Source organism: Eleftheria terrae, assembly GCF_030419005.1.
Lineage (GTDB): Bacteria > Pseudomonadota > Gammaproteobacteria > Burkholderiales > Burkholderiaceae_C > Caldimonas > Caldimonas terrae.
Genome location: NZ_CP106953.1, coordinates 553,413 through 569,474, shown reverse-complemented (window position 1 = coordinate 569,474; position 16,062 = coordinate 553,413). Strand labels below are relative to the sequence as shown.

Sequence of the window (16,062 nt, the reverse complement as noted above, 5' to 3'; positions counted from 1 at the left end):
ACGCCGCGCGCGGCGCGCCATGCAACGAGCAAAGAGGAAGAACGGGGATGAAAGAGCAGCTGGCAGTCGGGATGGACAACCCGATCGTGCGTGACCACCGGGTCCTGGGGCAGCACCTGTTGCCGGGCCTGGCGTACATCGATGTGTTGTTCCAGGTGTTCCGCGATCACGGCCACGACCACCGGACGATCGAGTTGTCGAACGTGGCGATCTACCGGCCGCTGGTGGTGTCCACAGCGCAGCCGGTGCAGCTGGAGATCGAGGCGGTCGAGGCCGAGCCCGGTCACTGGCGCGTCTCGGTCGAGGGCGGCGGCCAGCGCTACCTGGGAGCCGAGGTGCGCCGGGTCGAGCCCGCCGGCTTCGACGAGGTGATCGACCTGGCCTCCATCGCAAGTGCCGCGCAGCAGAGCATCCCGCTGGAAACGCTCTACGCCGCCTGTCGCGAGGTCGAGCTGGTGCATGGCGAGTTCATGCAGGCGCAGGGCACGGTCTACGTCTCGCCCGAGGCCATCCATGTCGAATGCCGGCTCGGCGAGGAGGCGCTGGCACTCGCGCCCCGCCTGATGTTCCACCCGGCCCTGATCGATGCCAGCGCCGTGGGTGCCGGCGGCGCGCGTGCTGCGCTGGACGCCCAGGGCGAGCCGCAGCTCGCCCTGCCGATCTACTACGGATCGTTCCGGGCCACCGATCTGTTGCAAACCCATGCCTTCGCCCGGCTGCGCCATGCGTCGTCGCGCGACACCGCGGAGCTGCGCTACTACACGCTGGACTTCTTCGATGCATCCGGCCGCAAGGTGGCCGAGCTGAGGGATTTCGCGAGCAAGCAGGTGCGCGATGCGTCGATGATCGACCCGGCGCGCGCCGTGGCGGCGGGCCCCGCGACGACCGAACCGCCGGCTGCCAGCGCGCCCGCGGCGCGCAGCGACGACGCCGGCTTCCGGCGCCTGCTGCAGCGGCTGATCGGCGACAAGCTCGGCGTCCCGCCGCAGCAGCTCGATCCGGCGGCGGGCTACTACGAACTGGGCCTCAACTCGGTGGCGCTGCTGGAGCTGGTGGGCGACATCGAGCGCGAGGCCGGCGCGTCGCTGCCGCCAACGCTGTTGTTCGAGCACGTGACGATCGAGCAGCTCGCCGCTCATCTTGCCCAGCACCACCGCGCCGCAGCGGCGGATGGGCCGGCTCCGGACGAGACAGGCGCGGGGCGCGCCGCGACGCCCGCCGAAGGCGGCGCCGTGCCGAACGGCGACGAGGAGGTGGGCGACCGCCTGTGCGCACGTTGCAGCGAGCAAGGCCTGCCCGGGCCGGTCCGCCGCGGGCATGAACCGATCGCGATCGTCGGCATGGCGGGGCGCTTCCCGGAGGCCGACAACATCGACGCGTTCTGGGAGAACCTCAAGTTCGGCAAGGACGGCATCCGCGAGATTCCCGAGTCGCGCTGGGATTGGCGGCGTTTTGCCTCGATGCGCTCGCCGACCGGCAAGCACCTGTCACGCTGGGGCGGCTTCATCGATGACGTCGACTGCTTCGATGCCCAGTTCTTCCGCATCTCGCCGCGCGAGGCGGAGCACCTCGACCCGCAGGAGCGCCTGTTCTTGCAGACCTGCTGGGAAGCCATCGAGGACGCCGGCTATACCCCCGCCACGCTGACCGGCGGCGCGGCTGCACCCGGGGCGGTCGGCGTGTTCGCCGGTGTCATGCACAAGGACTACGCCTTGATTGCCAACGAGGCGCAGCGTCCGGGACAGTCGGTGCCGTTCTCGCAGAGCAATGCGGCCATCGCCAACCGCGTCTCCTATGTCTGCGATTTCCATGGGCCAAGCGTGTGCGTCGACACGGTGTGCTCGTCGTCCTTGATCGCGGTGCATCTGGCGCTGCAGAGCCTGCGCACCGGCGAATGCAGCGTGGCGCTGGCGGGCGGGGTGAACCTGTCGCTGCATCCCGCGAAGTACCAGGCCTATGGATCGATGGACATGCATGCCAGCGACGGTCGCTGCCGCAGCTTCGGCCGGGGCGGCGACGGCTATGTCTCCAGCGAGGCAGTCGCGGCCGTGCTGCTGAAGCCGCTCAGCCGCGCCATCGAGCAGCACGACCATGTGTACGCGGTGATCCGCGGCAGCAGCACCAACCATGTGGGCGCGGTGAGCGGCTTCACGGTGCCGAGTCCGGGCGCGCAGGCCGACCTGATCGCCGCCTGCCTGGAGGGCGCCGGCGTCGATGCGCGCAGTGTCAGCTATGTCGAGGCACACGGCACCGGCACGTCGCTCGGCGACCCGATCGAGATCGAAGGCTTGTGCAAGGCCTACTCGCGGCACACCGAGGATCGGCAGTTCTGCGCCATCGGGTCGGTGAAGTCCAACATCGGCCACGCCGAGTCGGCCGCTGGCGTCTGCGGGTTGATCAAGGTCGCACTGCAGCTGCACCATGCGACCCTGGTGCCGTCGCTGTATGCGGAGCCGCTCAACCCGTTGATCGACTTTGCGAGCACGCCGTTCAGGGTGCAGCAGTGCGCACAACCCTGGCCGCGGCCGATGCTGGAGACAGAGGCCGGCATCCAGGCGGGGCCGCGCATCGCCGGCCTCAGCTCCTTCGGCGCCAGCGGCTCGAACGCGCACCTGGTGCTGCAGGAGCATGAGCCGCCGCCCCGCCCGCCAGCTGGCCGGCTCGAGCCGGCGCTGGTCGTCCTGTCGGCGAAGAGCGCGCCTCAGCTGCGTGCGCAGGCGGCGCGTCTGCGCGACCACCTCAGGTCGCACCGATGCAGCGACGCCGACCTGGCCGACATCGCCTACACCCTGCAGGTGGGGCGGGTGGCGATGGACCATCGGCTGGCGGTGGTCGTGAGCAGCGTGGACCAGCTGGTCGCCCTGCTCGACGATGTGGTGGCAGGCCGCCGCCACGAGGACATCCTGCTCGGCCAGGCCAGGCGTCGCGACGACAGCACGATGTTCAGCGCCGACGACGATGTCGAGGGACTGGTGGCCGCCTGGCTGAGCAAGCGCAAGCTGCGCAAGCTGGCGTCGGTGTGGGTGCAGGGCCTCGGCATCGACTGGAACCGGCTGCATGTCGACGCACGGCCGCTGCGTGTGTCCTTGCCGACCTACCCGTTCGCCCGCGAGCGGTACTGGCTGGAAGCGCCGCTGCCGCTGCCGCAGGCGGATGGCGCCGTGCCGGACCCGCATGCCGCGCTGCATCCGCTGGTGCAGCGCAACACCTCCACCTTGGTGCGCCAGCGCTACAGCTCCACCTTCACCCCGGCGGCGTTCTTCCTGGCCGACCACCGCGTCCACGGGGCCGCGGTCCTGCCGGGCGTGGCCTACCTCGAGATGGCCCGGGCGGCCGTGCTCGCATCGATGGAGCCCGGGCCGGCCGGCGCCACCGAGGTCGAGCTGCGCAATGTCGTGTGGCTGCAGCCCCTGGTGGTGCACGAGACCACGCAGCTGCACATCGGGCTGTCGCCGCAGGACGGTGGCGACGTCGACTTCGAGGTCTATTCGTCCCCCCACGGCGAGGCCGCGCCCGACGCCACGATCGTGCATGCCCAAGGCCGCGCCACCTGCCGCACGGCCGCCGTGGTCCCACCGGCTGGCCCGCCGTTGCTCGATCTGGCGGACCTGCGGTTGCGTTGCGAGGGCCAGCTGGAGGTGGCCGGCTGCTACGAGACGCTGCGTGCGATGCAGATCGAGCACGGCCCGGCGTTCCGCGGGCTGCGGCAGTTGCGCACCGGGACTGACGCCGAGGGCGGCCGCTTCGTGTTGGCCGACATCGAGCTGCCCGCCTGCGTGCACGACACGGCACAGGCCTACCTGCTGCACCCGAGCGTGCTGGACAGCGCGCTGCAGGCGGCCCTGGGCTTCGCAATGGACGGCACGCCGGGCGCGGCGTCCGGCGCTGCAGGGCAGACCGCCCTGCCGTTTGCACTCGAGCGGCTGCAGATCTGGGCTGCCAGCCCGGCCGAGGCGACGGTCGTCGTCCGTGCGGCGACCGCTGCGAGTGCTGTCGCAAGCCCCGGCGCGCCGGTGCAGAAGCTCGATTTCGACCTCTGCGACCGCGAGGGCCGGGTATGCGTGCGCCTGCAAGGCGTGGCGTCCCGGGCGCTGGCGGGCGAGGCGATCGGGGCGCTGGCGCCGCACGGCCGCAGCTCGGTACAGCTGTGGACGCCCGGCTGGGCGCCCAGCGCGCTCATCGCGGCCGACACGGCGGCCGCGCCGGCGCACCACTGGGTCTTGCTGGCGCCGCACCACGCGAACCAGTTGGGCGAACTGGCGGCCTGCTGTCCTTCGGTGCAGTGGGCGGCGCTGCCCGGCCCGGCGGACGCGTCGACCGTCGGGTGGTATGCGCAGCTCGGCGAGCGTGTGTTCGAGCGGGTGCAGGCGCTGTTGCAGCACAAGCCCAGGCAGCCGGTGCTGCTGCAGGTCCTGGTGGCCCCGGACGAGGACCATGACGCGATCTTTGGCGCGCTCAGCGGCGTGCTCAAGAGCGCGCACCATGAGAACCCCCGGTTCTTCGGCCAGCTGCTCGCCGTGCAGCAGACGCGCGACAGCGAGGGGCTCGCGGAGCGGGTGTTGCGCGAGGCGCAGGCCGCATTGCAGGGCGAGGCGGAGGTCCGCGACCGGCAGGGACAGCGCGAGGTGGCCCGCTTCGAGCCGGCCGGCCCGGTCGACCGCAGCGCTGCGGTGCGCCTGCCGTGGCGCGACCGCGGCGTGTACCTGATCACCGGCGGCGCAGGCGGGCTGGGCATGGTCATGGCGAACGAGATCCTGCGCCAGGTGAGCGGCGCGCGGATCGTGCTGACCGGGCGCTCCCGGCTCGATGAGGATCGGCAGGCCGCGCTCGCCGCCCTGGCGGGCGACGGTGCTGCCGTCGAGTACCGGGTGATGGACGTGAGCGACGCTGCCGCGGTCGACCGGGTGATCCGCTCGGTGGTCGAGCAGCACGGCCGGCTCAACGGCATCGTGCACAGCGCCGGCGTGATCCGCGACAGCTTCATCCTCAGCAAGCAGCCCGCGGAGTTTCACGAGGTGCTGGCCCCCAAGGTGGCGGGCACCTGGCATCTCGACCTGGCCACCCGGGCGGTCGAACTCGACTTCCTGCTGCTGTTCTCGTCGGCCGCCGGCGCACTTGGCAACGTGGGTCAGTGCGACTATGCGATGGCAAACGCCTACATGGACCGCTACGCCGCCTATCGCAACCGCCTGGTGCAGGCCGGACACCGGCACGGCCGGACCCTGTCGATCAACTGGCCGCTGTGGGCCGAGGGCGGAATGAGCGTGGACGCCGAAGTGCGCGAGCGCATGCGGCGCCAAGGCTACGACCTGCTGGGCACCGCCGACGCGCTGGCCGCCTTGTACGCCGCCTGGGCCGTGGACGCCGCGCAGGTCCTGGTGCTGGCCGGCGACATCGCGCAACTCGAGGCGAGGATCTCGCCGCACGCGGCGGCCGCGGCACCGCCGGTCCACCATGCCGCGGGGAAGCAGCCGGTGGTGGCCGCGCTGCCGGCGCACACCGGGCCTGTGGCGGACGACCTGGCCGGGCCGCAGGCGTTGCTGCCGCCGTTGCTGGCCGCGCTGACGGCCGCCATTTCGCGCTTGCTGAAGGTGAAGGCGGAGCAGGTCGACGTCGACGCCGACATCAGCGAATTCGGTTTCGATTCGATCAGCCTGACCGCGCTCGGCAACGAACTCAACCGGACCTACGGGCTGGAGCTGAGCCCGACCATCTTCTTCGAGTACGCCACGGTGCGCGAGTTTGCGACCCACCTCGCGCACGCCCACGGCGCCACGCTGGCTCGGCACCTCCTGACGCGCCCGCCGGCTGCAGCAGCGGCGGCTGTCGCAGCGCCGGCGGCGGCCGCGCCGCATCGGCGCTTCCGGGGCCGGGACGACGGCGCCGCCGCGGCGGCGTCGCCACAGGTCGCGCCCGCCTGGCAGCCGGCGACCCCGGCGGCCCGCGAGCCGATCGCGATCGTCGGGATGAGCGGGCGCTTCCCGGGAGCGCGGGATCTGGACGAGTTCTGGTCGAACCTGGCGGCGGGCCGCGATGGCATCACCGAGATCCCACCCGACCGCTGGGACTGGCGCGCGCTCTATGGCGACCCGCACCGCGAGGCCAACAAGACCCATATCAAGTGGGGCGGATTCATCGAAGGGGTCGACGAATTCGATCCGCTGTTCTTCGGCATCGCGCCGAAGGAGGCGGAGATGATGGACCCGCAGCAGCGGCTGCTGATGATGTACGGCTGGAAGGCGATCGAAGACGCCGGGTATGCACCGCGCAGCCTGTCGGGCAGCCAGACGGGCGTCTTCGTCGGCACCGCCGGCTCCGGCTATGGCGAGCTGATCGCGCGTGCCAAGCTCGCCATCGAGGGCTACAGCTCGACCGGCGTGGCCGCGTCGATCGGGCCGAACCGGATCAGCTATCTGCTCAACCTGCATGGGCCGAGCGAGCCGATCGAGACGGCCTGCTCCAGCTCGCTGGTGGCGATCCACCGCGCCATTCGCGCGATGGAGAGCGGGGACTGCGACGCGGCGCTGGCGGGCGGCGTCAACACCATCATCACGCCGTGGGCCCACATCAGCTTCAGCAAGGCCGGCATGCTGAGCGAGGACGGCCGCTGCAAGACCTTCTCGAAGCACGCCAACGGCTATGTGCGGGGCGAAGGCGTCGGCATGCTCTTCCTCAAGCGCCTGCGCGATGCCGAGCGCGATGGCGATCACATCTATGCCGTCATCCGGGGCAGTGCCGAAAACCACGGCGGCCGGGCGAACTCCCTCACCGCCCCCAATCCCAAAGCCCAGGCGGCCTTGTTGAAGCGCGCCTACCGGGAGGCGCAGGTGGACCCGCGCGCGGTGACCTACGTCGAGATGCACGGGACCGGCACGCCGCTGGGCGACCCCATCGAGATCAACGGGCTGAAGAGCGCCTTCGACGAGCTGTATGCGGGGTGCGCGCCGCCTGCGGCGGACCTGCCGCCACCGCGTTGCGGCCTTGGCTCGGTGAAGACCAACATCGGGCACCTGGAGCTGGCGGCAGGCGTGGCGAGCGTGATCAAGGTGGTGCTGCAACTGCGCCATAGGACGCTGGCGCCGTCCCTGCACGGCAACCCGCTCAATCCGCACATCGAACTGGCCGGCACGCCGTTCTATGTGGTCCACCAGGCGCAGGCCTGGCAGCCGGGGTGGGACGAACTGGGACGAGAGCTGCCGAGGACGGCCGGCATCAGCTCCTTCGGCTTCGGCGGCGCGAACGCACACCTGATCGTCGAGGAATACCGTGCGCCGCAGCCGATCCCGCAGCCGCCGGCGGCGCCCGAGCTGGCGCGGCCGGCGCTGGTCGTGCTGTCGGCGCGCACTGCGCCACAGCTGGCGGAGCAATCGCGGCAGCTGCTGGCCTTCCTTGACGCCCACCCGCTTGCCGAGGCGGACCTGCCGCACCTCGAATACACGCTGCAGTTCGGCCGCGACGCGATGGAGCACCGGCTGGCGTTCTCGGTGCGCTCGGTCGACGCGTTGAAGCACCGGCTGCAGGCGTCGCTGCAAGCCCCAGCCGATGGCGTGGACACGCCGCTGCATCGGGGCCAGTCGCGCAAGCGCCGCGAGGCGCCCGGTGCGCCGGGTGACGCTGCTGTGCCCGTTTCCGACGACGCCGGGCGGGAGGCCGTCGAGCGTTGCATCGCGCAGGCGGCCTACGAGCCGCTGCTGGCGCAGTGGGTGCAAGGGGGGGCGGTGTCGTGGGCGGCGCTGCAGCAGCGCTGCCCGCTGGTGCGTGGCGTGGAGCCGCACCGGCTCAGCCTGCCCACCTATCCCTTCGAGCGGCGACGCTGCTGGATCGCCGTCGAGCCGAACCTCGGCAGCCAGGCCGCGGTGCCCGCCGTCGCGCCCCCGCCCGTCGGCGTGGTGGCCGCGGCGGCCGACGCGGCGCCGGCCGCGGCGCAGCAGGTCTCCTTGCGCGCGCTGTGCGGCTCGGCATGGGCGGTCTCCGACGCCAGTGCGTCGCCGCCCTCCCGCCACGGCGCGGTCACGCTCCCCGGCACCGCGGGCGGCGCCGCAGCCGTGTCCCCCGACATCCAAGACCAACCCAAGCGCGCCTCGGTCGACGAGGCGCTGCGGAACTTCGCGATCAACATGATGGACTTGTTCAGCAGCAGTGACGCCACCGAGCCGTCCCTTTCCGACCGAGCCGGCGAACTGCCGGCAGGGCCGGGTGGCGAAGCGCCCTTTGGTGCCCCTTCCGCGCCCGAGGCAGCGCTTGCGCGCGTCGGCGACCTCGGCGCACATCGGCTGCGCGAGACGCTCAGGCACACGCTCTCACCGGTACTCGGCGTCGAGCGAGGCGAGATCGGCGACGACGATGCTTTCGTCGAACTCGGCCTGGACTCGATCATGGGGGTCCAGTGGGTCCGCATCCTCAACGACCGCTTCGGACTCGACATCGACGCCGTCAAGGTCTACGAGTACCCGAGCGTGGCGGCCCTGGCCGACTATCTCGCGGCCGAGATCGAGCGCAGCAGCCGTGGCGCGCGGCCAGTGTCCGAGCCGCTGCCGCCGGGTGTGGCGTCCGGCGGCGCTGCACCGGCAGGGCATGAGGCGGCGCTGCCGGCGGAGCCCGCCACGCGGTTCGCGCATCTCCTGCCGCCGCACGACGCGAGCGGGGGGGCCCAGGCCGTGCCGCCCCCGCCGGCGCCGCCCCGCCTGCCGGTGCGCCAGATCCGCGACGTGCTGCGGCGCACCCTGTCGGCGGTGCTCGGGATCGACACCGCCGACATCGCCGACGATGCGGTGTTCGTCGATATCGGGCTCGACTCGATCATGGCCATCCAGTTGATCCGGGCGATCAACAGCCAGTTCAACCTCGACCTGGATGCGGTGCGCGTCTACGACCACCCCAGCCTGGAGGCGCTGGCGCAGCATGTGGCGAGCGAGCTGGCGGCCAGCCCGGGTGCTGCGCCGCTCATGCCGACGGCCGGGGAGGTGGCCACGGCGCGGCCGGGCGACGCGCGTTCCGAACCCGTGGCAGCCTCGGCGTCCGGGCCGGCGGTGCTTGCGCAGCCCGGCCCGGCGGGCCCGGTCAGCGTCTATGCCTCGGTCGTGCGCCTGCAGGAAGTCGAGCCCGGCATCGTGCAGGTGACCATGGAGGACCGCGCGCACAAGAACACCTTCTCGCCCGACCTCATCGCAGGCTTGACCGAAGCCTTCGACGCCATCGCCCGCAACGACACCTGCAAGGTCGTCGTGCTGACCGGCTACGACACCTATTTCTGCTGCGGCGGCACCAAGGAAAGCCTGCTGGACATCCAGTCCGGCCGCGTCAGCTTCACCGACACACCGGTGTTCAGCATCCCGCTGGCCTGCCCGGTCCCGGTGATCGCGGCGATGCAGGGGCATGCGATTGGCGCCGGCTGGGCCTTGGCGATGTTCAGCGACTTCGTGGTGTTCAGCCGTCAGGGCAGCTACGAGAGCAACTACATGAAATATGGGTTCACGCCGGGCGCCGGCGCGACCCTGATCTTCCCCGAGAAGCTGGGGGCGGGGCTGGCACACGAGATCCTGTTCACCGCGCGGCAGTTCACCGGCGCCGAGCTCGAACAGCGCCGCATTCCCTTCCCGGTGGTCCACCGCGACGAGGTGCTGCCGCATGCGCTGGCACTGGCGCGCACGCTGTGCCAGTCGCCGCGTGTCGCACTGATGGCGCTGAAGGAGCATGTCGCCAGGCCGGTCCGAGACCAGCTGCAGCAGGCCTGCGAGCAGGAAGTGGCGATGCACCGGAAGACCTTCGTCGACAGCCAGGACGTGCTGGAGCGCGTCGGCGCGTTGTACGCCGGAGGCAGCCGCCCCATATCCAGCCCGCCCGGCCGGGGGATATCGGCCCCCGTGGTGCAGCCGCCGGTGGTCGCGCCCCCGGCCGGGCCGGCGGCCGCGGCCCCGGCGGGGCAGGATCGGCCGGCCGCCTCCGCGCCTGCCGGGGGAGCACCCGGAAGCGGGAGCGCCGACCTGGCGATCGCCATCATCGGCATGTCGGGCGCGTTTGCGAATGCCGACTCTCTCGACGAGTTCTGGCGCCATCTCGCCGAAGGCCAGGGCTGCGTCTTCGAGGTGCCGCCGCATCGCTGGTCGACCGAGAAGTTCTACGATCCCGATCCCGACGTGCCGAAGAAGACCTACAGCAAATGGATGGGCGCGCTGAGCGAGGTCGACCGGTTCGACCCGCAGTTCTTCAACATCTCGCGCGCCGAGGCGGCGGTCATCGATCCGCAGCAGCGGCTGTTCCTGGAGCACAGCTGGCGCTGCATCGAGGACGCCGGCCTCAACCCGCGCAGCCTGTCTGGCAGTCGCTGCGGCGTCTTCGTCGGCTGCGGGTCGGGCGACTACGCCGCCTATGCCGATCTGTCGGCCGAGGGGATGATGGGCAACGCGCCGTCGATCCTGGCCGCCCGCATCTCCTACTTCCTCAATCTCAAGGGGCCTTGCCTCGCGCTCGACACCGCCTGCTCATCGGCGCTGGTCGCCATCGCGCAGGCCTGCGACAGCCTGTTGCTCGGCCGCAGCGAGCTGGCGATCGCCGGCGGGGTCAACGTGTTGACCGGCCCCGGCATGCACATCATGGCCAGCAAGGCCGGCATGCTGTCGAAGCAGGGCCGCTGCTTCACCTTCGACGAACGGGCCGACGGCTTCGTGCCCGGCGAAGGTGTCGGCGTGGTGCTGTTGAAGCGATATGCCGACGCGCTGCGCGACGGCGACATCGTGCAGGGCGTGATCCGCGGCTGGGGGGTGAACCAGGACGGCAAGACCAACGGCATCACCGCGCCGAGCGTCACCTCGCAGATTGCGCTGGAGCAGGAGGTCTACGAGCAGTTCGGCATCGCGCCGGACAGCATCACGCTGGTGGAGGCGCACGGCACCGGCACCGGCCTCGGTGACCCGATCGAGGTGCAGGCCCTGACGCAGGCGTTCCGCCGCTATACCGACCGGCGCCACTACTGCGCGCTTGGCTCTGTCAAGAGCAACATCGGCCACCTGCTGGCGGCAGCCGGGATCGCTGGCGTGATGAAGGTGCTGCTGGCGATGCGGCACCGGACCTTGCCGCCCACCGTGAATTTCGAGCAGCTCAACAGCCGCATCACGCTGGAAGGCAGCCCCTTCTACATCAACACGCAAGCGCGCGAGTGGCAGCCGGGCGGGGCAGGTGTGCGCCGTGCGGCGGTCAGCTCCTTCGGCTTCAGCGGCACCAACGCCCACCTGGTGATCGAGGAGCCGCCGGTGCAGGAGGCTGCGCTGCCCGAGGCGCGGCGCAGCGTGCCGGTGATCGTCGTGCTGTCGGCCAAGCAGGCCGACCGGTTGAAGGATGTGGCGCGCCGCCTGCTCGACCACCTGGCGTCGAATGCGTATGACGACGCGCAGCTGGTCGACCTTGCCTACACCCTGCAGGTGGGCCGCGATGCGATGGAGTGCCGCCTGGCCTTCGTCGCGACCTCGGTGCAGGAGGTCCGGCAGAAGCTGTCGGACTACCTGGAGGGGCGCCTGGAGCAGGCCGACGTCGAGCTGTGCTGGCAGGGCGAGATCGGCAGGCACAAGGAGGTGATGGCGGTGCTCAACGCCGACGGCGGTCTCGACACCCTGATCGCCGGTTGGCTGGAGCAGGGGCGCTATGCCTCGCTGCTGGAGCTGTGGGTCCAGGGCCTGTCGTTCGACTGGCGCCGCTTGTATGGCGAGGGTTCCGTCTACGGGCCGCGCCGGCCGCGGCGCCTGCGCCTGCCCACCTATCCGTTCGCGCGCGAACGCTGTTGGCCCAAGGCCGTGCCGGAGATCGCGGTCGGTTATGCCTTCGACGCGCAACCGGCGGCCCCGCTGGCCTCCGGGGCGGTGCAGGCGAGCCGGCCGCCCGAGCCGGCGCTACCGCCGCTGGCGGTTCAGGCGCCCGCGCCCGCCGGCCTGCCGGACGAGGCCGACCAGGGGCTCGCGGTCAAGCCGCGCGGCATCTCGCTGGCCGAACTGGGCATGTCGCCTCGGTCGGCGTCGGCGCCGGAAGCGGCGGCTCCGGCGATGCTGGCGGCCTCACCCGTCCCGTTGCACGAGGTCGCCGCGCCGGCGCCGGTGGATGCGCCACCGGCCTCGCAGGCCCACCAGGCACCGTCGGCCGGTGACCTGATCGTCGAGCTGGCGCAGAGCCTGGCCGAGGTGCTGTACCTGGAGAGCGATGACGTCGATATCGAGGCCGCGTTCAGCGAGCTGGGGCTGGATTCCGTCACCGGCGTCGGCTGGATACGCGAGCTGAATCAGCGCTACCACACCTCACTCAGCGCATCCCAGCTGTATGACTACCCCAATGTGAAGGCACTGGCCAAGCATTTGCTGACACAGGATGCGGTGCGCACGCGCGCGGTGGCGTCATCGGCACGTGGCACCGCGCACACCGCTGCCGAGCCGTTGCCGCCAGTCGGTGTGGCTGGCCTGGCGACGCCGACCGGGGCCGGCGAGCACCGGCAGGCGCCCGCTTCGGCGTCGGCCGCAAGGCCGGCGGCGACCCGTGGCGCCGACCGGGCCGAGGCGCCGGCGACGTCGGCTGCATCGATGGCCGCGCCGCCCGCAGTGCAGGCACCGCCGGCCCCCCAGGCACAAGGTGAAGCCGCTGGCGCAGGCGCGTATGCGGCGGCTGGCGGGCGTGCGGAGCGTGGGGGCGAGGCGAAGGAGGTGCGCAGGCAGGGCATCGCGGTGGTGGGGATGTCGGGTGCGTTCCCGATGGCGGGTGACGTGCAGGCGTTCTGGGAGAACCTGGCGCAGGGGCGTGACTGCGTGTCGGAGGTAGGGGGGCATCGGTGGTCGATCCAGGAGCACTACGACGCGGACCCGCAGGCGCCGGGCAAGACGTACAGCAAGTGGATGGGCAGCCTGGAGGAAGCGGACCGGTTCGACGCGCTGTTCTTCAACATATCGCCGGCCGAGGCGATGTCGATGGACCCGCAGCAGCGGGTGTTTCTGGAGCACAGCTGGCGCTGCATCGAGGAAGCGGGGATCGACCCGCGCAGCCTGTCGGGCAGCCGCTGCGGGGTGTACGTGGGCTGCGGGCCGGGGGACTACGGCTATGCGCCCGGGGGCAGCGGGCTGACGGCGCAGGTGCTGACGGGCAACTCGTCGTCGATCCTGTCGGCGCGGATCTCATACTTTCTGAACCTGCGGGGCCCGTGCATGGCGCTGGACACGGCGTGCTCGTCGTCGCTGGTGGCGATCGCGCTGGCGTGCGACAGCCTGGAGAGCGGGACATGTGATGCGGCGCTGGCCGGCGGGGTGTGCGTGCTGACGGGGCCGAGCCTGCACATCATGACGAGCAAGGCGCGCATGCTGTCGCGCCAGGGGCGCAGCTTTGCGTTCGATGCGAGGGCGGACGGTTTTGTGCCGGGCGAGGGGGTGGGGGTGCTGCTGCTCAAGCGCTATGCGGATGCGGTGCGCGAGGGCGACCAGATCCACGGGGTGATCCGTGGCTGGGGGGTGAACCACGACGGCAAGACCAACGGGATGACGGCGCCGAGCGTGAACTCGCAGGCGCAGCTGGAGCGCGAGGTGTACGAGCGCTTCGGGATCGACCCGGGGACGATCACGCTGGTGGAGGCGCACGGCACGGGCACGCAGCTGGGGGACCCGATCGAGGTGGAGGCGCTGACGGCGGCGTTCGGTGCGTACACGCAGCGGCGGCACTACTGCGCGCTGGGGTCGGTGAAGAGCAACATCGGGCACCTGCTGGCGGCCGCGGGGGTGGCGGGGGTGATCAAGGTGCTGCTGTCGCTGAGGCACCGGATGCTGCCGCCGACCATCCAGTACGAGAAGCTGAACGAGCACGTGGTGCTGGAAGGCGGGCCGTTCTACATCAACGACCGGCTGCAGCCGTGGGAGACGGGGGGGCAGGGTGCGCGGCGGGCGGCGGTGAGTTCATTCGGCTTCAGCGGCACGAATGCGCACGTGGTGATCGAGGAGCCTGAGGAGGGTGAGCGCGACGAGGCGCCGGTGGTGGTGGTGAATGAGGCGCAGCCGGGGCTGCTGGTGCTGTCGGCCAGGAGCGAGGAGCGGCTGCAGGCGCAGGCGCGGCAGCTGCAGGCGCACCTGCAGGCGCAGGCGTGGAGCGAGGCGCAGCTGGCGCAGATGCTGTACACGCTGCAGAGCGGTCGCGAGGCGATGGAGCACCGGCTGGCGGTGCAGGCGCGCACGCGGGAGCAGCTGGTGCAGGCGCTGGGGGACTTCATCGGTGGCCGGCGCAATGCCGACGTGCAGGTGGGGCGGGTGCAGCGCACGGCCGAGGGGGGCTGGCTGAGCGAGCAGGACGAGGACGTGGGGGCGCTGATCGAGGCGTGGGTGCGCAAGCAGCGGTGGAAGAAGCTGGGCGAGGCGTGGGTGCGCGGGGTGCAGATCGACTGGCGGCGCCTGTATGCCGCGGGCCGGCCGCGGCGCATCTCGCTGCCCACCTATCCCTTCCTCAGGGAGCGCTACTGGCTGCCGTCCGCCGGCACGGCGCAGCCGCAGGGCAGCGAGGCCGCGGCCGACCTCGCCCGCGCCAGCGAGGTGTCGCCGGACCGGCAGGCCGAGTCCCTGCCCGCCGCCGCGGGTATGACCGACCGGGTGGCGACCGCAGTGGCCGCGGTGGCCGAAAAGCCGCGTCGCATCAGCCTGCTGGACCTGTCGGCCACGCCGGCCGAGCCTCGGCTTGGCGAGCTGCCGCCGGTGGCGCCGCCGCGACCTGCGACGGCGGACGGCCCGCCTGCCGCGGCACCGGTGCCACGCCCGCCGGCGCCGGGCGCCGACACGTCGCGCCTGGAAGCCGACCTGTGCGACATGCTCAGCGACACGCTGTTGATGCGAGTGACTGCGGCGGACTGCGAGAAGCCGTTCTCTGAACTCGGCGTCGACTCGATCATTGGGCTGGAATGGATACAGGCGGTGAATCGCCGCTATGGCATCAACATCACCGCGTCGGTGCTGTACCAGCATGCCAGCATCCGGCGCTTCACCCACTACCTGGCACAGCAGCTCGGCGATGACGGCGGCGCGGATGGCGCGGGGCCGCAGCATCCGGCGCCGCGGCCGCCCGGCACCACCGCGCCACGGGCGGGCGACCGCGCCGAAACGCGCGGCCAGCACGAGACGGACGGCGAAGTCGCCGTGCTGTCCCGGCCCGCGGTCGTGAAGAGCTCCCCGAACCCGGCACCCCGTGTGATGTCGGCATTGGCGGCTGACAGCAGTGCTGCGGCACGGCCGGTCGGGCAGGCGGTCGCGGCGGTCCCGCCCCTGCAGCGTGATGCTTCGCTGGCCGGGGCCGTCGAGCACGACGTTCGCACGGTGCGCTGCCTGCGGGCGTCCGACAGCGCGACGACACGTCTGTTGCTGTTCTACTGCCTCGCGCACGGCGAGGGCAGTTATCAATGGGTGGACCGGCTTGCGCCGCATGTCGAGGTGTGGGGCGTGGGCACGACCGAGCACACCGACTGGCGCGCCATGGTCGGCCATCTCGCCGACAGCATTCGCGCCCTGTTCGACAAGCCGGTCGTCGCCTGGGGCCACTGCATGGGCGGCATCGCCGCATTCGACGTGCTATGCGACCTCGAACAGCGCCACGGGTTGACGGCCAAGGCGGCGTTGCTGTCGTCGAGCTGTACGCCGGATGTGTTCGAGTCACTGAAGTACACCGAACCGTTCCGGGATCTCGACACCTCGATCCCGGACGAGGAACTCGAGCAGCTGTTCGTCGAAAGCAACCTGATCTTCCCCAAATCCTGGGGCATGAAGATCGTGTCGCCCGCCGCCATCCGCAACGACGTGGCACTGATCCGCTCGTACCGCAGCGAGCCCGGCAAGCGGATCTCGACGCCGCTGGAGATCGTGCAGGCCAAGGACGACCTGCTGATGAAGGACCCGATGCTGTTCGCACGGTGGCGGCAGATGACCACGGCGAGCTGCCGCTACCAGCAGATCGAAGGGACGCACCTGTTCTTCATCAGTCCGCTGCAGAGCTTCGTCGATTTCATCGCCGACACCTGTTTGACGGCGCCTCCCAACCCCTGACCGGCGCTGCAGCAGCCCGGTGCGG

The 16,062-nt window shown here is 71.2% G+C and carries 1 protein-coding gene; it reads left to right on the top strand.

All coding sequences use genetic code 11. The features are described from left to right. Nucleotides 1-47: 47 nt before the first annotated feature. Nucleotides 48-16,037, top strand: a complete 15,990-nt coding sequence (locus N7L95_RS29155) for an SDR family NAD(P)-dependent oxidoreductase (protein ID WP_301261106.1) — start codon at nt 48-50, stop codon at nt 16,035-16,037. The last annotated feature ends 25 nt before the right edge of the window (nt 16,038-16,062 follow it).

Bases quoted from the DNA above. Each gene is read 5' to 3' on its own strand.
- N7L95_RS29155 (WP_301261106.1), top strand. From the start codon at position 48: ATGAAAGAGCAGCTGGCAGTCGGGATGGACAACCCGATCGTGCGTGAC.